Annotated in this window: 20 protein-coding genes; 15 read left to right on the top strand and 5 right to left on the bottom strand. The window is 65.5% G+C overall.

Annotated features, from left to right (window positions below; genetic code table 11):
- Positions 1-41 precede the first annotated feature (41 nt).
- Both CDN36_RS03250 and CDN36_RS03245 read left to right on the top strand, forming a co-directional pair.
- Complete coding sequence (locus CDN36_RS03250; protein WP_287495977.1) at positions 42-974, top strand: DMT family transporter; 933 nt, start codon at positions 42-44, stop codon at positions 972-974.
- Between the two features lie 92 nt (positions 975-1,066).
- Entirely contained in the window at positions 1,067-1,660 is a 594-nt protein-coding gene (locus tag CDN36_RS03245; RefSeq protein WP_150554987.1) for a malonic semialdehyde reductase, read from the top strand.
- A gap of 129 nt (positions 1,661-1,789) precedes the next feature.
- Here the strand turns inward: CDN36_RS03245 and nth are convergent, their stop codons facing one another.
- Positions 1,790-2,434 carry an endonuclease III gene (nth, locus tag CDN36_RS03240; protein ID WP_150554988.1) on the bottom strand — a complete coding sequence of 215 codons (645 nt, stop codon included), beginning with the start codon at positions 2,432-2,434 and terminating at the stop codon, positions 1,790-1,792.
- 83 nt (positions 2,435-2,517) lie between these two features.
- Positions 2,518-3,399 (bottom strand): electron transport complex subunit RsxB, encoded by an 882-nt coding sequence (rsxB, locus tag CDN36_RS03235; RefSeq protein ID WP_287495976.1) that lies wholly within the window; start codon positions 3,397-3,399, stop codon positions 2,518-2,520.
- 104 nt (positions 3,400-3,503) lie between these two features.
- Here rsxB and CDN36_RS03230 point away from each other — a divergent pair, with 104 nt between their 5' ends.
- Positions 3,504-4,142, top strand: coding sequence for a TetR family transcriptional regulator (locus CDN36_RS03230; RefSeq protein ID WP_287495975.1), 639 nt, complete (start codon positions 3,504-3,506; stop codon positions 4,140-4,142).
- 123 nt (positions 4,143-4,265) lie between these two features.
- Here CDN36_RS03230 and CDN36_RS03225 read toward each other — a convergent pair whose 3' ends face one another.
- The 3 genes from CDN36_RS03225 to CDN36_RS03215 form a co-directional block, all read right to left on the bottom strand.
- A complete protein-coding gene (locus tag CDN36_RS03225) occupies positions 4,266-5,507 on the bottom strand; it encodes a polyhydroxyalkanoate depolymerase (protein ID WP_150554991.1) in 1,242 nt (413 codons plus the stop codon).
- A 218-nt stretch (positions 5,508-5,725) separates the two neighbouring features.
- Complete coding sequence (locus CDN36_RS03220) at positions 5,726-6,925, bottom strand: amino acid aminotransferase (RefSeq protein WP_150554992.1); 1,200 nt, start codon at positions 6,923-6,925, stop codon at positions 5,726-5,728.
- Entirely contained in the window at positions 6,922-7,239 is a 318-nt protein-coding gene (locus CDN36_RS03215) for a hypothetical protein (protein ID WP_287495974.1), read from the bottom strand. The genes CDN36_RS03220 and CDN36_RS03215 overlap by 4 nt, the downstream gene beginning before the upstream one ends.
- Positions 7,240-7,313: 74 nt before the next feature.
- Here CDN36_RS03215 and uvrB point away from each other — a divergent pair, with 74 nt between their 5' ends.
- The 12 genes from uvrB to iscX all read left to right on the top strand — a co-directional run bounded on the left by uvrB (position 7,314) and on the right by iscX (position 18,547).
- On the top strand, positions 7,314-9,401 hold the full coding sequence (gene uvrB, locus CDN36_RS03210; protein ID WP_150554994.1) for an excinuclease ABC subunit UvrB: 2,088 nt from the start codon (positions 7,314-7,316) through the stop codon (positions 9,399-9,401).
- A gap of 45 nt (positions 9,402-9,446) precedes the next feature.
- A complete protein-coding gene (locus CDN36_RS03205) occupies positions 9,447-9,932 on the top strand; it encodes a low molecular weight protein-tyrosine-phosphatase (protein ID WP_287495973.1) in 486 nt (161 codons plus the stop codon).
- 396 nt (positions 9,933-10,328) lie between these two features.
- On the top strand, positions 10,329-12,437 hold the full coding sequence (locus CDN36_RS03200) for a site-specific recombinase (protein WP_287495972.1): 2,109 nt from the start codon (positions 10,329-10,331) through the stop codon (positions 12,435-12,437).
- 116 nt (positions 12,438-12,553) lie between these two features.
- Positions 12,554-13,081 (top strand): Fe-S cluster assembly transcriptional regulator IscR, encoded by a 528-nt coding sequence (iscR, locus tag CDN36_RS03195; protein WP_150554996.1) that lies wholly within the window; start codon positions 12,554-12,556, stop codon positions 13,079-13,081.
- 31 nt (positions 13,082-13,112) lie between these two features.
- Positions 13,113-14,336: an IscS subfamily cysteine desulfurase gene (locus tag CDN36_RS03190; RefSeq protein WP_150554997.1), complete on the top strand. Its 1,224-nt coding sequence runs from the start codon at positions 13,113-13,115 to the stop codon at positions 14,334-14,336.
- A gap of 18 nt (positions 14,337-14,354) precedes the next feature.
- Positions 14,355-14,762: a Fe-S cluster assembly scaffold IscU gene (gene iscU / locus CDN36_RS03185; protein WP_150554998.1), complete on the top strand. Its 408-nt coding sequence runs from the start codon at positions 14,355-14,357 to the stop codon at positions 14,760-14,762.
- A 31-nt stretch (positions 14,763-14,793) separates the two neighbouring features.
- Positions 14,794-15,117, top strand: coding sequence for an iron-sulfur cluster assembly protein IscA (iscA, locus tag CDN36_RS03180; protein ID WP_023596698.1), 324 nt, complete (start codon positions 14,794-14,796; stop codon positions 15,115-15,117).
- The gene (locus tag CDN36_RS03175; protein ID WP_287495971.1) at positions 15,083-15,331 is read left to right on the top strand and encodes a DUF3565 domain-containing protein; all 249 of its coding nucleotides are present in this window, start codon (positions 15,083-15,085) and stop codon (positions 15,329-15,331) included. Before iscA ends, CDN36_RS03175 begins: the two co-directional genes overlap by 35 nt.
- Before the next feature lie 109 nt (positions 15,332-15,440).
- Positions 15,441-15,971: a Fe-S protein assembly co-chaperone HscB gene (gene hscB, locus CDN36_RS03170; protein ID WP_150555000.1), complete on the top strand. Its 531-nt coding sequence runs from the start codon at positions 15,441-15,443 to the stop codon at positions 15,969-15,971.
- Between the two features lie 86 nt (positions 15,972-16,057).
- Entirely contained in the window at positions 16,058-17,935 is a 1,878-nt protein-coding gene (gene hscA, locus CDN36_RS03165; RefSeq protein ID WP_150555001.1) for a Fe-S protein assembly chaperone HscA, read from the top strand.
- A gap of 22 nt (positions 17,936-17,957) precedes the next feature.
- Positions 17,958-18,299, top strand: a complete 342-nt coding sequence (gene fdx / locus CDN36_RS03160; protein WP_150555002.1) for an ISC system 2Fe-2S type ferredoxin — start codon at positions 17,958-17,960, stop codon at positions 18,297-18,299.
- A 53-nt stretch (positions 18,300-18,352) separates the two neighbouring features.
- Positions 18,353-18,547 carry a Fe-S cluster assembly protein IscX gene (gene iscX, locus CDN36_RS03155; protein WP_150555003.1) on the top strand — a complete coding sequence of 65 codons (195 nt, stop codon included), beginning with the start codon at positions 18,353-18,355 and terminating at the stop codon, positions 18,545-18,547.
- Positions 18,548-18,647: the final 100 nt, after the last annotated feature.

Raw genomic sequence — 18,647 nt, 5'->3', positions numbered from 1 at the left:
GCCCATAAAACACGCTGTATTGTCGCTCAATTTTCCCAATCATGTCGCAAAGCCCCCGCGCCTCCGCCGCCCCCGTCCTGCCCCCGGCGCCCCCGCCATCGGCCTGGGCGGGCGTGGCGCTGATCGCCGTGTCGGCCTCGGCGTTCGGGGCGATGGCAATCTTCGCGCGGGCGGCCGCGGCCTCGGGCGCCGATCTGTTTGCGATGCTGCTGTTTCGCTTCTTCGTAGCGAGCGTGCTGCTGCTGATCTGGTGCCGGGTGCAGCGAGTGCCGTTGCCGTCGCGGCGTCAGGCGCTCGGCATTGCACTGATGGGCGGCATCGGCTACGTCGGCCAATCGCTGTGCTTCTTCGGGGCGCTTCAGTATGCGCAGGCGTCCCTCGTGGCGCTGCTGCTTTACCTGTATCCGGTTTTCGTGACGATCCTGGCGGCGATCTTTCTGCATGAGCGCCTCACGCCCGTGAAACTCGGCGCGCTGGTGCTGTGCTCGCTCGGCACCGCGCTGACGGTCGGCGGCGGGCGCGGGCAGCCGTTGGGGATGGCGCTCGCGGTGGCCGCGGCGCTGATCTACTCGGGCTATATCGTGATCGGCGCACGCCTCACGCGGGGCGTCGACGCCCGCGCGACGGCCACGCTAGTCTGTCTGGCGGCGACGGTTTCCTTCGGTGCGATGGCCGCCGTGCGCGCCTCGCAAGGCCTGTCGCTGCAGTGGCCGACCGGGGCCGGCGGCTGGGCGGCGCTTGCCGCGATCGCGGTGTGCTCGACCGTCGTCGCCATCCTCACGTTCTTCGCCGGACTGCAACGTCTGGGCGCGGGGCGCGCCTCGATGCTCTCGACGCTTGAGCCGGTGGTGACGGTGCTCCTCGCGGCCATGCTGCTGGGTGAAACGCTGAGCGCGGCGCAGCTCGGCGGCGGCGCGCTGATTCTGGCCGGCGTGCTCTGGCTCTCGGCGCGAGGCGCCGCGACAACCGCCTGATCTGGCCGGGTATTTTCGATCGCCTGCGCGCGCGGCGCCGCGACGGTAAAATCGCCCGACGTTTCGCTACTCATCACCCGAGGTCATTATTCATGAGCACCATTGCCAAAGAAGCCATCGCCCAACTGTTCACCGAGGCCCGTACCCACAACGAGTGGCTCGACAAGCCCGTGAGCGACGAGACGTTGCGCGAACTGTACGATCTGGTGAAGTGGGGCCCGACGTCGGCCAACACCACGCCGGCGCGTATCGTGTTCGTGAAAAGCGCGCAAGCCAAGGCCCGGCTGCTCGAGTGCATGGCGCCGGGCAACGTCGAGAAGACCCGCACCGCCCCGGTAACGGCGATCATCGCCTACGACCTGAAGTTCTATGAGCACCTGCCGCGGCTGTTCCCGAACGGCGCCGACCGGATGGTGCCGATGTTCTCGGGCGATGCCGCCAAGGCAGCCGGCGCGGCGCACATGAACAGCTCGCTGCAGGGCGGATACTTCATTCTGGCCGCGCGCGCGTTGGGGCTCGACTGCGGCCCGATGGCCGGTTTCGACGCGCAGAAGGTCAACGACACTTTCTTCGCCGGCACCGACTGGCGGGTGAACTTCATCTGCAACCTCGGCTACGGGGATCACGCCAAGCTGTTCCCGCGCAACCCGCGCCTGTCGTTCGACGAGGCCGCGCGCATCCTCTGATTTCGCGCTTGGGCCATGGCGCAAGCGTGCCGGCGAGCAGAAGGCAAGACGCAGCGGGCGGCCAGAAGTCGGGACCGCCCGTTGTCGTTTCGGCCGCCGGTTGCCGTCTACGCCGGCGTGGGCCGCGCGTCATGCCGTCGGCGCGGGCGTCTTCGGGCGGAAATCGCACAGCGGCTCGATCGCGCAATGCCAGCACTCGGGCTTGCGCGCCTTGCAGACGTAGCGGCCGTGCAGGATCAGCCAATGGTGTGCGTCGTGCCGGAACTCGGGCGGCGTGACACGTTCGAGCGCCAGTTCCACCGCCAGCGGGTCCTTGCCGGGGGCGAGCCCGGTGCGATTCGCCACGCGGAAGATGTGCGTGTCCACGGCGATCGTGTCCTCGCCGAACGCCGTGTTGAGCACGACGTTCGCCGTCTTGCGGCCCACTCCCGGCAGCGCCTCGAGCGCTTCGCGCGAGCGCGGCACTTCGCCGCCGTGCCGGGCGAGCAGCAACTCGCACGTGGCGATCACGTTCTTCGCCTTCGTGCGATACAGGCCGATCGTTTTGATGTAGTCGGCCACGCCGGCTTCGCCGAGCGCGATCATCTTTGCCGGCGTGTTGGCGTGCGCATACAGCTTGCGCGTGGCCTTGTTGACCGACACGTCGGTCGCTTGCGCGGAGAGCAGCACGGAGATCAGCAGCTCGAACGGCGACGTGTATTCGAGTTCGGTCGTCGGATTCGGATTGAGTTGCTGCAGCGTCTCGAACAGGGCACGGCGTTTGGCGTCGTTCATGGCGTGTGGCGCGCGAGATTGGTGTTGTTCTGAATGGGCGTGTGGAGGCTGTCTGGTCTTTCGGGACGGCGCATGGGCCACGCCTATGGCTTGGTGAGCCCGAGCCGCTTGCGCCGCGCTTCGGCTTCGTCGATCTGCGCTTGCACGTCGGCAGACACGTTCTCCGTATTCTTCGGACCTAACCCCTGGGCGGCCAGCGCGGCCTTCTTCTGGCGAGCCCGTTCGAGTGCTGCCTGGATGATGGCTTGTTTGCGCGCGGCGGCGGCAGCCGCTTCGTCGTGGGCGGCGCCCGCGGGCGCGGTGCTCGCGAGGTCTGCCGCGATGCCGGCGGTCTTCACGGCCGCGGCAGGCGGTTCGCCGCCGGGCGCCGGCGCCGCCGAGGCGGAAGGGGGGGAAGAGGGGGCAACTGGCGCGACGCGCGCCGCACGGGCGGCCAGACGCGCTTCGCGCTCGGCCTTGTCCCTGGCGAGGCGCGCCAGATGGGCTTCGTAGTGCGCGCGCGCCTGGTCGGCCTGCGCCTGCGTCCAGGCATCCCAGCCGGTGCGCTCGCCCGTGACCGGCACCATGTCGATGCAGTCGACGGGACAGGGCGGCACACACAGATCGCACCCCGTGCAGCGGTCCTCGATCACGGTGTGCATGAGCTTGGCGGCGCCGACGATGGCGTCGACCGGGCAGGCCTGCAGGCACAGCGTACAGCCGATGCACAGCGATTCGTCGATGACGGCGCGCGGACGCGGACGTTCCGCGCCATTCTCCGGATTGAGCGGGATGACGGGACGCCCAAGCAGCCCGGCCAGCCGTGCGACGCCTTGCGCACCGCCCGGCGGGCATTGGTTATAGCTCGCCTGGGCGCTCGCGATGGCGTCGGCATAGGGACGGCAGCCGGCATAACCGCACTTGGTGCACTGCGTCTGGGGCAATAAGGCATCGATGCGCTGCGCGAGCGCGCTGACTTCGGACACGACTTTTGTGGGGGATTCAGCGGAAACTCGAATTATCCTTCATTTTATGAAAACCCTGAAACCGATGTGCCATAATTCCGCCCGTTGAGAACGACCGGCCGATCATGACCACATCAGCATCGAAGATCAAACGCGACCCCGAACGCACCCGCCAGCGCATTCTCGATGCCGCGACGCAAGCGTTCGCGGAACTCGGTTCCAGCGGTGCGCGCGTGGATGGCATCGCGCGCCGCGCCGAGGTCAACGAACGCATGCTGTATTACTACTTCGGTTCCAAGGACGGGCTCTACCTGGCAGTGCTCGAAGAAGTGTACGGCGCATTCAATCGCGCGGAGCACGCGCTCAAGCTCGATGCGCTCCCGCCGCTGCAAGCGATCGCCGAATTGGCGCATTTCGTCTGGGACTACTACGCCGAGCACCCGGAACTCATCCGCCTCATCAACAACGAGAATCTCCACGGCGCCGACTCGATGAAGAAGTCGAGCGAGATCCCTCAACAGGTCTCGCCCATCGTCGATCTGCTCAAGCAGACGCTCGCCCGCGGCCAGGCCAGCGGCGAGATCCGCCAGGGCATCGATGCGATTTCGCTTTACGTGACGATCTCCGCGATGGGCTATTACGTGATGTCCAATCGCCATACGCTGGCCATCGTGATGGGCCGTGATTACGCGAAAGAAGACGAGCGCGAGTCGTACACGGACTTCAATACGCAGATGCTAATGGATGCGTTGCGTGCGCGCTGACCCGCCCTGCCGTTTGCGCGAATCCCAAACGGAACCGCCGCGAGAGCCGAGGCCCTCGCGGCGGTTTTCGTATGGGGGTGCGAAAGGGAGTCAGGGAGCCGCCGCAGCCGCTGCAACTGCCCGTCAGCCGTGTTTTGCGATGAAGTCGCGGATCTGCGGGTAAATCACATTGCGCCAGCGGCTGCCCGAGAAGATGCCGTAATGGCCGCACGAGGGCGCCGTGAAGTGGGAGCGGCGTTTGGCCGGAATGCCCGTGCACAGGTCGTGTGCGGCCTGCGTCTGGCCGCTGCCCGAGATGTCGTCGAGCTCGCCTTCGATGGTGAAGAGCGCCGTCGTCTTGATGTCCTGGGGACGCACGCGCTGGCCGGCCACGTCCCACGTGCCGCGCGCGAGGCTGAAGTCCTGGAACACCGTCTTGATCGTGTCGAGATAGTACTCGGCAGCCATGTCCAGCACGGCGTTGTACTCGTCGTAGAAGCGGCGATGGGCTTGCGCGTCGTCGTTGTCGCCGCGTATCAGATCGAGATAGAAGTCCCAGTGCGACTTCAGGTGGCGGTCCGGATTCATCGCGACGAAGCCCGCGTGCTGCAGGAAGCCGGGATAGACCATGCGGCCCGCGCCGGGATAGTTTGCCGGCACCGGGTGGATCACGTGATTCTCGAACCACTCGTAGGATTTGTTGGTGGCGAGCGAGTTGACCGACGTCGGGCTCTTGCGGGCGTCGATCGGGCCGCCCATCATCGTCATCGTCTTGGGCGTCGTCTCGCCGTTCGAGGCCATGAGCGAGATCGCGCCAAGCACGGGCACGGTCGGCTGGCACACCGAAATCACGTGGAGGTTCTCCGCGCCGATGTGGCGGATGAACTCCTGGATGTAGGCGACGTAGTCGTCCAGATGAAAGGGGCCGGCCTCGACCGGCACCATGCGCGCGTCGACCCAGTCCGTGATGTAGACCTTATGGTCTCTGAGCAGCGTGCGGACCGTATCGCGCAGCAGCGTGGCGTGATGGCCCGAGAGCGGCGCCACGACCAGCACGACCGGATCGTCCTTGAGCTGGCCGACGGCGCTCGCGTCGTCGGCATAGCGCTTGAAGCGCAGCAGACGGCAGAACGGCTTTTCCATCGCGGTCATTTCCACGACCGGGATGTTATGGCCGTCGACCTCCACCGCCTTGATGTTGAATTCGGGTTTTTCGTAGTCTTTGCCGAGCCGGTAGAGCAGTTCGTATCCGGCGGCGATGCGCGGGGCCCCGGGCATCATGGCAAGGAGGCTGCCCGGGTTGACGAAAGTCGTCGCAGCGGCCTTTGCCCACGTGGTGAGGGGGTTCAGCCACGCGCGGTTGTACTCATGAATCTGATACAGCATGTTGTGTGCCCTGAGGCGGAGGATGAGGGAATTATGCAACCGTTTAGCGCGGCTGTGCAACGCAGCATAACCCTGATATATGGCATTTGCGCATCAGATCGATAGTCTGAGCTTATTTCATCGATTGTCATTAACTATCGATGCTGCATTGCAGCAAAGGCGCATAAAAAAAGCCCGCCGGGACGGCGGGCCTTTCACGTCGCGGGCGTCGAAGCGGATTACTTCAGCACGGCGGCGATCGCATCGACCACGTGGTCGATATTCCCGTCGTTGAGCGCGGCCACGCAGATGCGGCCCGTGCTCACGGCATAGATGCCGAATTCCTCGCGCAGACGCTCCACCTGGTCGGCCGTGAGACCAGAGTACGAGAACATGCCGCGCTGCTTGATCACGAACGAGAAGTCGCGCTCCACGCCCTTGGCGCGCAGCTTTTCGACCAGCTTCAGGCGCATGTCGCGGATGCGCTCGCGCATTTCGGCCAACTCTTCTTCCCACAGGGCGCGCAGCTCCGGGTTGCCGAGGACGGCGGCGACGACCGAGCCGCCGTGCGTCGGCGGGTTCGAATAGTTCGTGCGGATCACGCGCTTGAGTTGCGAGAGCACGCGGGCCGATTCGTCCTTGCTGGCCGTGACGATGGACAGGGCGCCGACGCGCTCGCCATACAGCGAGAACGACTTCGAGAACGAGCTCGATACGAAGAAGTTGAGGCCGGCCGAGGCGAACAGGCGCACCACCGCGGCGTCGGCGTCGATGCCGTCACCGAAGCCTTGATAGGCGATGTCGAGGAACGGCACCAGCTTGCGGGCCTTTACGACGTCCACGACTTGCGTCCACTGATCCATCGTCAGGTCGACGCCGGTCGGGTTATGGCAGCAGGCGTGCAGCACGACGATCGTGCCTTCCGGCTCTTCGCCGAGACGCTCGAGCATGCCCTTGAGGTTCACGCCGTGGGTGGCGGCGTCGTAGTACGGGTACGAAATGACGTTGAAGCCGGCTTGCGTGAACAGGGCGCGATGGTTTTCCCAGCTCGGGTCGCTGATGGCGACGTTGGCGTTCGGCGTCAACTGCTTGAGGAAGTCGGCGCCGATCTTCAGCGCGCCGGTGCCGCCCAGCGCCTGGGCGGTGATCACGCGGCCTTCGGCCAGCACGGGCGAGTCCTTGCCGAACAGCATTTCCTGGACGGCCTTGTCGTAGGCGGCAATGCCTTCGATCGGCAGGTAGCCACGCGGCAGGCCCGCGGCCACGCGTTGTTCTTCCGCTGCCTTGACGGCTTTGAGCAGGGGCAGCTTGCCTTCCGCGTTGAAATACACGCCCACGCCCAGGTTCACCTTATTGGTGCGGTGATCGGCGTTGTAGGCTTCGTTCAGGCCAAGGATGGGGTCGCGCGGAGCGAGTTCGACAGCGGAGAAGAGAGTCATTTCGACGGCTCGAAGCAGGTAGTAGGAAAGTGCAGCGGGCCGGTCGCGACATGCACGGCATCGGCCCAACGGGCTATTTTAGCCAAGATTGACCGCGCTTGTGGTGAATGCCGGGCGCCTGTGTGCGGTTTGGGCGCGATTTGGTGGTATTTCGGCACGAAAACTGCCAAACAATGCCAGAAATTGACGAAATGGCGGAAACTCGGCGGGCGGCGGGCGGCGGCCAGTTTGGCGGGCGCGCGCACGCCGGGCACTGGCTGCGCGGCCTCGGCCCGGCGCGCATCCGCGAGGGGCAAGCGCGCAGGCTTGTCCATGTCACCCATCGGCGTCAGGGATCGGCCCGACGCGCTAGAATGGCAGATTCCGTCCCTCATGCTCGCACCCCGCCATGACCCCTGCGGCTGACAACGATCTCGACGAAAGCAAGTTCCTGACGTTCCCGGATTCGCCTTATCAGCTCTACTGCCCGTTTCCGCCGGCCGGGGACCAGCCGACGGCCATCGAGCAACTGGTCGAAGGTGTCGAGGACGGCCTGGCGTTCCAGACGCTGCTCGGCGTGACCGGCTCGGGCAAGACCTTCACGATGGCCAACGTCATCGCGCGCCTGGGGCGCCCGGCCATCGTGTTCGCCCCGAACAAGACACTGGCCGCCCAGCTGTACTCGGAGTTCCGCGAGTTCTTCCCGCGCAACGCCGTCGAGTACTTCGTCTCGTACTACGACTATTACCAGCCCGAGGCCTACGTGCCGCAGCGCGATCTGTTCATCGAGAAGGATTCGTCGGTCAACGAGCACATCGAGCAGATGCGCCTGTCGGCGACCAAAAGCCTGCTCGAGCGCCGCGACGTGGTGATCGTGGCGACGGTGTCGGCGATTTACGGTATCGGTAATCCCAACGAATACCATCAGATGATCCTGACGCTGCGCCAGGGCGACAAGATGGGGCAGCGCGAGATCATCGCGCGCCTGATCGCCATGCAGTACACGCGCAACGAGACCGATTTCGGGCGCGGCACGTTCCGCGTGCGCGGCGACACGATCGACATCTTCCCGGCGGAGCATGCCGAGCTGGCGCTGCGCGTCGAGCTGTTCGACGACGAAGTCGACACGTTGCAGCTATTCGACCCCTTGACCGGGCGCGTGCGGCAGAAGGTGCCGCGCTTCACGGTGTATCCGTCCTCGCACTACGTGACGCCGCGAGACACCGTACTGCGCGCCATCGAGACCATCAAGGAGGAACTGCGCGAGCGGCTCGATTACTTCTACAAGGAAGGCAAGCTCGTCGAGGCGCAACGGCTCGAGCAGCGCACGCGTTTCGATCTCGAAATGCTGCAGGAGCTGGGCTTTTGCAAGGGCATCGAAAACTATTCGCGCCACCTGTCGGGCGCTGCGCCGGGCGAGCCGCCGCCCACGCTCGTCGACTATCTGCCGCCCGACGCCCTGATGTTCCTGGACGAGTCGCATGTGCTCATTGGCCAGCTCAACGGCATGTACAACGGGGACCGGGCGCGCAAGGAGAATCTGGTCAACTACGGCTTTCGTCTGCCGTCGGCGCTGGACAACCGTCCGCTCAAATTCGCCGAATACGAACGCAAGATGCGTCAAGCGATCTTCGTGTCGGCCACGCCGGCCGACTACGAAAAGCAGCGCACGGGCCAGGTGGTGGAGCAGGTGGTGCGGCCCACGGGGCTGATCGATCCGGTGATCATCGTGCGCCCCGCGCGTACTCAGGTCGACGACGTGCTTTCCGAGATCAACAAGCGCGTCGCCGTCGAAGAGCGCGTGCTCGTCACCACGCTCACGAAGCGCATGGCCGAGCAGCTCACCGAATACCTTTCCGACAACGGCGTGAAGGTCCGTTATCTGCACAGCGACATCGATACCGTGGAACGCGTGGAGATCATCCGTGATTTGCGGCTCGGCGCATTCGACGTGCTGGTGGGGATCAACCTGCTGCGCGAGGGGCTCGACATTCCGGAAGTTTCACTCGTCGCGATTCTCGACGCCGACAAGGAAGGGTTTCTGCGCGCGGAGCGCTCGCTCATCCAGACGATCGGGCGCGCCGCACGCAACGTGAACGGCACGGCCATCCTCTATGCGGACAAGATGACCGATTCCATGGCGCGGGCGATCAGCGAGACGGAGCGTCGACGTGCCAAGCAGATCGCGCATAACGAGGCGCACGGCATCGTGCCGCAGGGCGTGAAAAAGCGCATCAAGGACATCATCGACGGCGTCTACGATCCGCAGGATGCGAAGGCCGAACTCGCCGAAGCGAAGGAGCAGGCGCACTACCAGGACATGTCGGAAAAGCAGTTGGCGCGCGAGATCAAGAAGCTCGAGAAGCAGATGCAGGAACACGCCCGCAACCTCGAATTCGAGAAGGCCGCGAAGGTGCGCGACCAATTGCTGCACGTCAAGGCGCTGGTGTTCGGCACGGACGGCGCGAGCGAGGCCGAACTGGGGCCGAAGGTTTGAGTCGGGCCTGGGCCCGGCACGCGGGAAACAACACGAATATCACGAATGAAGAAGACGTCGGTTCTGTTCGTTTGCATGGGCAACATCTGCCGTTCGCCGAGCGCGGACGGTATTTTTCGTCATCGTCTGGCCGAGGCCGGACTGTCCGGACTCGTCGAGGTGGATTCGGCGGGCACGCACAGTTATCACCTGGGGCACGCCCCCGACGTGCGAACGCAGGCTGCGGCCAGGCGCCGGGGTTACGATCTGAGCGCGCTGGTCGCCCGCCGTGTCGAGGCCGGCGACTTCGAGCGTTTCGACTGGATCGTCGCCATGGACGATGCGAACGTCGCGGAGCTCATGGCGCGCTGCCCGGCCGGGCAAAGTCACAAAATCGTGCGTCTGATGGATTTCGCCACGCGACACGATGCCACCGAGGTGCCCGATCCATACTACGGCGGCGAACAGGGCTTCGAGACGGTGCTCGACTACATCGAGGACGGCCTAGACGGCTTGCTCGAGCGGCTCAGGCAGGACGCGCAGAGCAAGTAAGTCGCCGCTCATCGCCGCACCACATTACCGGCGCTCATTACCGTCGTCCATTACCGCCGTCCATTACCGTCGTCGATTTCCCTCGTCATTCCCTCGTCATTCCCTCGTCATTACCCGGCACATGACGCGCCGCGTCGATGCGGCGTGGTCGCAGGCCGCGAACCGCGGCGCTCGAACCGAGGCCCAAGCGCCCGAACGCACCCTGCGGCGGCTGGGACGCCGCTTTCCCGCTGACCACGGATGGGGCTATCATTCGGCCAGCCATTCGCCCGGCGCGCGGCTTGCGTATTTGCCTGAACCCGCGCATGCGTCGCCGTCTGTGCGACCTGCCTGCGTCCGTTGCCTTCACGTCTCCTGTTCTCGTTTTTTCCCGTCTCCTTTCCGATCGCCCCATAGATGCTCAACTCGCTCACCTCGTACTGGCGTAAGTGGCGCGCCTCGCGCCATGCCGGCCATCAGCTCGACGAACTGCTCGCGCATGCCGATCCGGCCGCGCCGCTGGCCGTGAGGAATCAATGGCTGATCGAGTTGGCACACTGGGTCCAGAAGCGCGGCGCCCTGGTCAACGAGGCGCGCGGCGCAGGGCAGGCCGCACGCTACCGTCCGCATACGCGATTGCGCTACCTCCTGCAGATGCTCGAGCGCAACCCCGCCTGGCGACTGCCGGTTGCCCGCACGCTGCGGAGCATCATCAACGAGAGCGACGCCATTTCGCTGTTGTGCGACACGGGCATGCCGGTACGCCCCGGCTTCTGGGGCGCGCTCGTCGAACGTATCGAAAAGGCGCTCATTCCGCCGCCGCCCACGCGACGCGATCTCTCTGCGCTGTGCTCGCTGATGTTTCCCGACGGCGATGCCGCGGACTGGATTGCCGCCATCCCGCCCGAACTGCTCGCCGACCTGATCGCCTTGCTGCACGAAGGGGAAGCGGAGGAAACGGACAGTGACTGGAACCCGTTCGCACAGGATCTGCTCGCGGCCATGCATCACCTCGTGGACCAGATCGCGTCGACGGGGCTGTCGCAGGCGGTGCGCTCGCGCCTGACTTATCCACGCGTGACGGACTCGCCGTTCTATCGGCTGGGGCGCGCCATGCAGGCACTGGAGGACGCCGGCGAGGAATTCGTGCACGGCGCGCCGGCCTCGCAGCGCTTCGTGCAGCAAATCAACGTATTTCGCGCGCTGCTCGATGACTGCGCTCGCGCGGTGCGTCAGGTGTACGCCCATCTCGACGAGAACGGCGTGAGCGTCGACATCGTGTTTCAAGTGGAGCGCGCCAAGGCGCGCATCCGCCGTCTCGAGCGCTTGCTCGAGGCGTGGCTCACATCCGGCGAGCCCGGCGATCGGGCCGCGGCGCGCGTGCGCCTGCTCGCCGACCTCGTTCGCGCCAACCGGGCGAGCCAGAGCGTGGGCGAGCTGGCGCGTACCTCGTTCGGGCTGCTCGCGCGCAAGGTCGTCGAGCGCAGCGCCGAGACGGGCGAGCACTACATCGCGCGCAATCGCAGCGAGTATTTCGCCATGCTCAAGATGGCCTGCGGCGGGGGCCTGGTGACCGTCGTGACCGTCTATGTGAAGTTCCTGATCACGAGCGCGCATCTGCCGACGATCGTCGAAGGCTTCCTTGCGGGCGCCAACTACGCCGCGTGCTTCCTGTTCATGCATTTTTGCCACTTCACGCTCGCGACCAAGCAGCCGGCCATGACCGCGCCGGCCATCGCCAGCAAGCTCGACGACGTCGATACGCCCGCCGGCATGGACGCCTTCGTGGGCGAGGTGATCGCCCTCGTGCGCACGCAGGCCGCCGCTATCTTCGGCAACCTGGCAATGGTGTTCCCGTTCTGTCTGCTGGTGCAATGGGCCGTGTCGGCCGCGCTCGGCATGAACACGATTGCCCCGGAAAAGGCGCACGCGACGCTCGCGTCGTTCTCGATTCTTGGCGTGACGCCGTTCTTCGCGGCACTGACTGGCGTACTCCTCTGGTGTTCCAGCCTGATCTCGGGCTGGGCCGACAACTGGTTCGCGCTGCACGGCATTGGCGACGTGCTGGCCTACAACCGGCGCGTGCGGTTCGTCCTCGGCCGCAACGGCGCCGCCCGGCTGGCCGACGCATGCCGCCGTCACGTCGCGCCGGTGCTCGGCAACCTGACGCTCGGCTTCATGCTGGGGCTCGTGCCCGCCGTGCTGACGGCGTTCGCGCTGCCGTTCGAGGTGCGCCACGTCACGCTCTCGACGGGGGCCATCGCCACGTCCGTCGGCGTGCTCGGCCCGCCGGTGCTGCGCGACTCCGCGCTGTGGCTGGCCGTGGCGGGCGTGGGGGCAATGGCCCTGCTCAACGTCGGGGTCAGTTTTGCGTTAGCATTTCACATGGCGCTCCGTTCGCGTCCACTGCGTCTGGGCGACCGCCGGCAAATCCACCGCGCCATCTGGCGCGCCGTGCTGCGCAATCCCCTGGTGCTGTTGTTTCCTCCGCGCACCCCGCGGGCGGATCCGCGTCCCGAAAAATAAGAGTTCTCCCAAACGGGCGCGGGAACTTTTGCAAAAAATGGGCCAGAAGTACTTGACTAAATTCGTAGGGAATTTATACTTGACGAAAATAGTCGAGATTAATCCCCTGCATCATCATGAGACTTACCACGAAAGGCCGTTTCGCCGTCACGGCGATGATCGACCTGGCCATGCGCCAGGACGCGGGTCCCGTGACGCTTGCGGGCATTAGTCAGCGTCAGCGAATCTCCCTCTCCTATCTGGAACAGTTGTTCGGCAAGCTGCGTCGCCACGAAATCGTGGAAAGCGTCCGCGGTCCGGGCGGCGGGTACAGCCTTGCGCGCCGCGCGGAAGAGGTGACGGTCGCGGACATCATCATTGCGGTCGACGAGCCGCTCGATGCCACCCAATGCGGCAGCAAGGGCAATTGCGAGAAGGGCCAGGACGGCCATCGCGGCCACTGCATGACGCACGAGCTGTGGGCGACGCTCAACCAGAAGATGGTGGAGTATCTCGATTCCGTTTCGCTGCGCGACCTCGTCGAGCAGCAGCGCAGCAAGCAGGCCCAGCAGGCTGTCCTGCGCGACACGCGCGAGTCCGGTACCAACCCTCAGACCGTTGCGGCGCGCATTCCCAATTCGGTCTTCGATATGGCCCGTTCATAACAGGCGCCACGGCACGATCCTGGAGCACCCCATGAAAAACGACACCCTCAATCTTCCCATCTACATGGATTACAGCGCCACCACGCCGATCGACCCGCGCGTGGTGGACAAGATGCTGCCGTACCTGCGCGAGCAGTTCGGCAACCCTGCCTCGCGCAGCCACTCGTTTGGCTGGGCTGCCGAGCAGGCGGTGGAAGAGGCGCGTGAGGAAGTCGCCAAGCTGGTGAACGCCGATCCGCGCGAGATCGTCTGGACGTCGGGCGCCACCGAATCGAACAACCTCGCCCTCAAGGGCGCTGCCCACTTCTACGATGGCAAGGGCAAGCACCTCGTTACGGTGAAGACCGAGCACAAGGCCGTGCTCGACACCATGCGCGAGCTCGAGCGCGAAGGCTTCGAAGTCACGTATCTGGACGTCAAGGAAGACGGTCTGCTCGATCTCGAAGTGTTCAAGGCCGCTCTGCGCCCGGACACGATCCTTGTCTCGGTCATGGCCGTGAACAACGAAATCGGCGTGATCCAGGACATCGCCACGATCGGCGAGATCTGCCGCGAGAAGGGCATCATCTTCCACGTCGACGCCGCGCAGGCCACGGGCAAGATGCCGATCGATCTGGCAACGCTGAAGGTCGATCTGATGTCGTTCTCGGCGCACAAGACCTACGGCCCGAAGGGTATCGGCGCGCTGTACGTGCGTCGCAAGCCGCGCGTGCGTATCGAGGCCCAGATCCACGGCGGCGGTCACGAGCGCGGCATGCGCTCGGGCACGCTGGCCACTCACCAGATCGTGGGCATGGGCGAAGCGTTCCGGCTCGCGCGTGAGGAAATGGCCGCGGAAAACGAGCGGGTTCGCGGACTGCGCGACCGTCTGTTGCGCGGTCTGAGCGAAATGGAAGAGGTGTACGTGAACGGCGACATGGAGCGTCGCGTCGCGCACAACCTGAACATCAGTTTCAACTTCGTCGAAGGCGAGTCGCTCATCATGGCGATCAAGGATGTGGCGGTGTCGTCGGGTTCGGCGTGTACGTCGGCCTCGCTCGAGCCTTCTTACGTTCTGCGCGCCCTCGGCCGCAACGACGAACTGGCGCACAGCTCGATCCGCTTCACCGTGGGGCGTTTTACGACCGAGGCGGAAATCGATTACGTGGTCGACCTGCTCAAGAGCAAGATCGGCAAGCTGCGCGACCTGTCGCCGCTGTGGGAAATGTACAAGGACGGGGTCGATCTCAATTCGATCCAGTGGGCCGCACACTGAGCATTCAAGGAGTTAGCCATGTCGTACAGCAAGGAAGTTCTGGATCACTACGAAAACCCGCGTAACGTCGGTTCGTTCGAAAAGGGCGACGAGAGCGTCGGCACGGGGATGGTCGGCGCGCCGGCCTGCGGCGACGTGATGAAGCTGCAGATCCGCGTGAACGAGGCCGGCGTGATCGAAGACGCCGTGTTCAAGACCTACGGCTGCGGTTCGGCGATCGCTTCGTCGTCGCTGGTGACCGAGTGGGTCAAGGGCAAGACGCTGGATCAGGCGCTCGAGATCAAGAACACGCAGATCGCCCAGGAACTGGCGCTGCCGCCGGTGAAGATTCACTGCTCGATCCTGGCCGAGGACGCCATCAAGGCGGCCGTGGCCGATTACAAGCAGAAGCACGGCGCGGCGGCAGCAACCCCCGAGGCCGCCTGAGCGGCGCGACGGATAAAGGAATCAGGCAAAGATGGCCATTACATTGACCGAGAAGGCCGCGCAGCACGTATCGCGTTATCTCACGCGGCGCGGCAAGGGCGTGGGCCTGCGGCTGGGCGTGAAGACGACCGGCTGCTCGGGCCTGGCCTACAAGCTGGAATACGCCGATGAAGTGGCGGGCGAAGACACGGTTTTCGAGAGCCACGGCGTGAAGGTGATCGTCGACCCGAAGAGCTTGCCTTACATCGACGGCACCGAGCTCGACTTCGCTCGCGAAGGCCTGAACGAAGGATTCCGCTTCAACAATCCGAACGTCAAGGATGAATGCGGCTGCGGCGAGTCGTTCCGCGTCTGAGTTGGCGCCGGCGCGCGAGATCGTCGGCTTTCGGCAGGACGAGGAGGGCCATTGGGTGGCTCGACTGGCCTGCGGGCACGGGCAACATGTCCGGCATCTGCCGCCATGGCAGATCCGGACGTGGACGCAAAGCGCGGCGGGCCGCGAAGCGATGCTCGGCGCCACGCTGCGATGCCGCAAGTGCGAGCGCGGCGAGGCGCCCGATCCTCGATGACGGCGCAGCGGTAGCGGCGGCAACAAGGCGGCGCGAGCCGCTTTTTTTACGGGTGCGCGGGTGTGAACACCGTTCGCGCCGGCGTCCCTGACGGAATGATGAGTGCGCGATGAGTGCATTGACTGACAACTATTTCACGCTGTTCGAGCTGCCGCAGCGCTTCGCGCTCGACATGGACGCGCTCGACGCCGCGTATCGCGCCGTGCAGTCGCGTGTGCACCCGGATCGCTTTGCAAGCGCGAGCGACGCCGAGCGGCGCGTGGCCATGCAGTGGGCCGCGCAGGCGAACGCCGCGTATCGCACGCTGCGCGATCCGTTGCAGCGCGCGACCTATCTGCTCTCGCTGCAGGGCATCGACGTGGGCGCGGAGAACAATACCGCGATGGCCCCCGATTTTCTGATGCAGCAGATGGAATGGCGCGAGGCGATCGACGACGCCGTGGCCGCGCGCAACGTCGACGCGCTCGACGCCCTGGCCCGCTCGTTGCGCGAGGACCGCCGTGTGCGGCTCGCCAAGCTCGCCGAATGGCTCGACAGCGCCGCGTGGCAGCCGGCGGCCGAAGCCGTGCGGCAACTGATGTTCATTGCGCGTGCCGAAGAGGACGTCGGACACCGCATCGAAATGCTGGAAAACGCGTGACGGCCCGGTGCGGCGCCGTCACATGTCATTGAGAACCGCTTGAGAACAGGGCGCACGCGCGAGCGCGTCGCCCGCATTGCAAAGTCATGGCCCTTCTGCAAATTTCCGAACCCGGCATGTCCCCCGCGCCGCACCAGCGGCGACTCGCCGTGGGCATCGACCTGGGCACCACGCACTCGCTCGTGGCCGCCGTGCGCAGCGGTGTGGCCGAAGTCCTTCCCGACGAGCAGGGCCGCGTGCTGTTGCCGTCCGTCGTTCGCTACCTGGGCGGCCCGCGCACGCAGATCGGCTACGACGCCAAGGCGTCGGCCGCCCTCGATCCGCGCAACACCATCGTCTCGGTCAAACGCTTCATGGGCCGGGGGCTGGCCGATGTGGCCGATGCCGACAACGCGCCCTACGACTTCGTCGATGCGCCCGGCATGGTGCAGATGAACACCGCCGGCGGCGTGAAGAGCCCGGTGGAAGTGTCCGCCGAGATTCTTGCCACGCTGCGCCAGCGCGCCGAGGACACGCTGGGCGACGAGCTCGTCGGCGCCGTGATCACGGTGCCGGCCTATTTCGACGACGCGCAGCGCCAGGCCACCAAGGATGCCGCGCGCCTGGCCGGCCTGAACGTGCTGCGTCTGCTCAATGAACCGACGGCCGCGGCAATCGCTTACGGCCTCGACAATGCGGCCGAAGGCCTCTACGCCGTCTACGACCTGGGCGGCGGCACGTTCGATATCTCGATCCTGCGTCTGACGAAGGGGGTTTTCGAAGTGCTCGCCGCGGGCGGCGATTCGGCGCTCGGCGGCGACGACTTCGATCAGGTGATCTACCGTTGGGCCGTGGCCGAAGCCGGTCTCGATCCCGCCTCGCTCACGCCGGAGGACGTTCGCACGCTGCTCGATCATGCGCGCACGGCCAAGGAAACGTTGACCGACGCCGAGCAGGCAGGCATCAGCCTTACGCTGTCCGGTGATCGCGCCGTGGCGCTACAGCTCACGCGCGAGCAATTCACGGCGCTCGGCGCACCGCTCGTGCAGCGCACGATCGGCCCGATGCGCAAGGCGTTGCGCGATGCGGGCATGGGCCCGGAGGACGTCAAGGGCGTGGTGCTCGTGGGAGGCGCCACGCGCATGCCCCAGGTACGCGCCGCGGTGGCGAACTTCTTCGGCCGCGAGCCGCTGATCGATCTCGATCCGGATCAGGTCGTGGCGCTTGGCGCCGCCGTGCAGGCGAACCTGCTGGCCGGCAATCAGCCCGAAGGCGACGACTGGCTGCTGCTCGACGTCATCCCGCTCTCGCTCGGCGTCGAGACCATGGGCGGTCTGGTCGAGAAGATCATTCCGCGCAACGCGACGATTCCGGTGGCGCGCGCCCAGGAATTCACCACGTTCAAGGACGGCCAGACGGCCATGGCCATTCACGTGCTGCAAGGTGAGCGCGAACTGGCGTCGGACTGCCGTTCGCTCGCGCGCTTCGAGTTGCGCGGCATTCCGCCCATGGCCGCCGGCGCGGCGCGCATTCGCGTGACCTATCAGGTCGATGCCGACGGGCTGCTCGCGGTCTCGGCGCAGGAAATGCATTCAGGCGTCGCAGCGTCGATCGAGGTCAAGCCGTCCTACGGCCTGGCCGACGACGACATCTCGCGCATGCTGCAGGACAGCTTCGGCGCTGCAGAGAAGGACATGCGCGCACGCGCACTGCGTGAGCAGCAGGTCGAAGCCGAGCGCCTGCTGGTGGCGATCGACAGCGCGCTGCAGACCGACGCCGAACTGCTCGACGCCGAGGAGCGCGCCCGCATCGACGCGCTGCTGGCCGATCTGCGCGAGAAGGCGGCCGGAGACGATCAGGCGGCGATCAAGGCCGCGACCGAAACGCTCTCGCATGCGACCGACGCCTTCGCCGCGCGCCGCATGGACAAGAGCATCCGCGCGGCGCTGGCGGGCCGGCGCGTGGCGGACATCGACAAACTGTAAGACACACACGGAAATCCAAGCCATGCCACAAATCGTTGTATTGCCTCACGTCGAACTGTGCCCGGAGGGCGCGGTGCTCGAGGTCGCGCCGGGGACCACCGTGTGCGACGCCTTGCTGGCCAACGACATCGAGATCGAACATGCGTGCGAGAAATCGTGCGCCTGCACCACGTGTCACGTGATCGTGCGCGAAGGCTTCGAGTCGCTGGAGCCGGCCGAGGACGAGGAGGAGGACCTGCTCGACAAGGCCTGGGGGCTGGAGCCGACGTCGCGCCTGTCCTGCCAGACCAAGATGCCGGCCGACTCGGATCTCGTCGTGGAGATTCCGAAGTACACGATCAACCACGCCAAGGAAAATCACTGAGCGCGGCGTGTCGCGCTCGGGTGACAAGAGAGGAACAACAAGGAGCCTGCCCCATGAAATGGACCGACATTCAGGACATCGCGATCGCGTTGACCGACGCGCATCCCGACGTTGACCCGCAATACGTGCGTTTTACCGACCTGCACCGGTGGGTGATGGCGCTCGACGGCTTCGACGATGCGGCCGACCGTGCCGGCGAGAAAGTGCTTGAAGCCATTCAGATGGCGTGGATTGACGAAGCGCGTTGAGAAGAAGGCGTTAAACGCGTATCCGGCGGACATGAAAGTACGTTGACGGCGCCTGGCTAGTGCGCGCCGCTCGGGGTGCGGCTACGCATTTAACGTATTT

It is taken from the genome of Pandoraea sp. CB10b_02 (genome assembly GCF_002216225.1).
In the GTDB taxonomy this organism is placed as follows: domain Bacteria; phylum Pseudomonadota; class Gammaproteobacteria; order Burkholderiales; family Burkholderiaceae; genus Pandoraea; species Pandoraea nosoerga.
The sequence above is the reverse complement of the archived record's forward strand: the minus strand, read 5'-3'. Positions and strand labels throughout refer to the sequence as shown.

Coding starts and splice junctions, on each gene's coding strand:
- CDN36_RS03250 (WP_287495977.1), top strand. CDS start 42: ATGTCGCAAAGCCCCCGCGCCTCCGCCGCCCCCGTCCTGCCCCCGGCG.
- CDN36_RS03245 (WP_150554987.1), top strand. CDS start 1,067: ATGAGCACCATTGCCAAAGAAGCCATCGCCCAACTGTTCACCGAGGCC.
- nth (WP_150554988.1), bottom strand. CDS start 2,434: ATGAACGACGCCAAACGCCGTGCCCTGTTCGAGACGCTGCAGCAACTC.
- CDN36_RS03230 (WP_287495975.1), top strand. CDS start 3,504: ATGACCACATCAGCATCGAAGATCAAACGCGACCCCGAACGCACCCGC.
- CDN36_RS03225 (WP_150554991.1), bottom strand. CDS start 5,507: ATGCTGTATCAGATTCATGAGTACAACCGCGCGTGGCTGAACCCCCTC.
- CDN36_RS03220 (WP_150554992.1), bottom strand. CDS start 6,925: ATGACTCTCTTCTCCGCTGTCGAACTCGCTCCGCGCGACCCCATCCTT.
- CDN36_RS03215 (WP_287495974.1), bottom strand. CDS start 7,239: ATGGACAAGCCTGCGCGCTTGCCCCTCGCGGATGCGCGCCGGGCCGAG.
- uvrB (WP_150554994.1), top strand. CDS start 7,314: ATGACCCCTGCGGCTGACAACGATCTCGACGAAAGCAAGTTCCTGACG.
- CDN36_RS03205 (WP_287495973.1), top strand. CDS start 9,447: ATGAAGAAGACGTCGGTTCTGTTCGTTTGCATGGGCAACATCTGCCGT.
- CDN36_RS03200 (WP_287495972.1), top strand. CDS start 10,329: ATGCTCAACTCGCTCACCTCGTACTGGCGTAAGTGGCGCGCCTCGCGC.
- iscR (WP_150554996.1), top strand. CDS start 12,554: ATGAGACTTACCACGAAAGGCCGTTTCGCCGTCACGGCGATGATCGAC.
- CDN36_RS03190 (WP_150554997.1), top strand. CDS start 13,113: ATGAAAAACGACACCCTCAATCTTCCCATCTACATGGATTACAGCGCC.
- iscU (WP_150554998.1), top strand. CDS start 14,355: ATGTCGTACAGCAAGGAAGTTCTGGATCACTACGAAAACCCGCGTAAC.
- iscA (WP_023596698.1), top strand. CDS start 14,794: ATGGCCATTACATTGACCGAGAAGGCCGCGCAGCACGTATCGCGTTAT.
- CDN36_RS03175 (WP_287495971.1), top strand. CDS start 15,083: ATGAATGCGGCTGCGGCGAGTCGTTCCGCGTCTGAGTTGGCGCCGGCG.
- hscB (WP_150555000.1), top strand. CDS start 15,441: ATGAGTGCATTGACTGACAACTATTTCACGCTGTTCGAGCTGCCGCAG.
- hscA (WP_150555001.1), top strand. CDS start 16,058: ATGGCCCTTCTGCAAATTTCCGAACCCGGCATGTCCCCCGCGCCGCAC.
- fdx (WP_150555002.1), top strand. CDS start 17,958: ATGCCACAAATCGTTGTATTGCCTCACGTCGAACTGTGCCCGGAGGGC.
- iscX (WP_150555003.1), top strand. CDS start 18,353: ATGAAATGGACCGACATTCAGGACATCGCGATCGCGTTGACCGACGCG.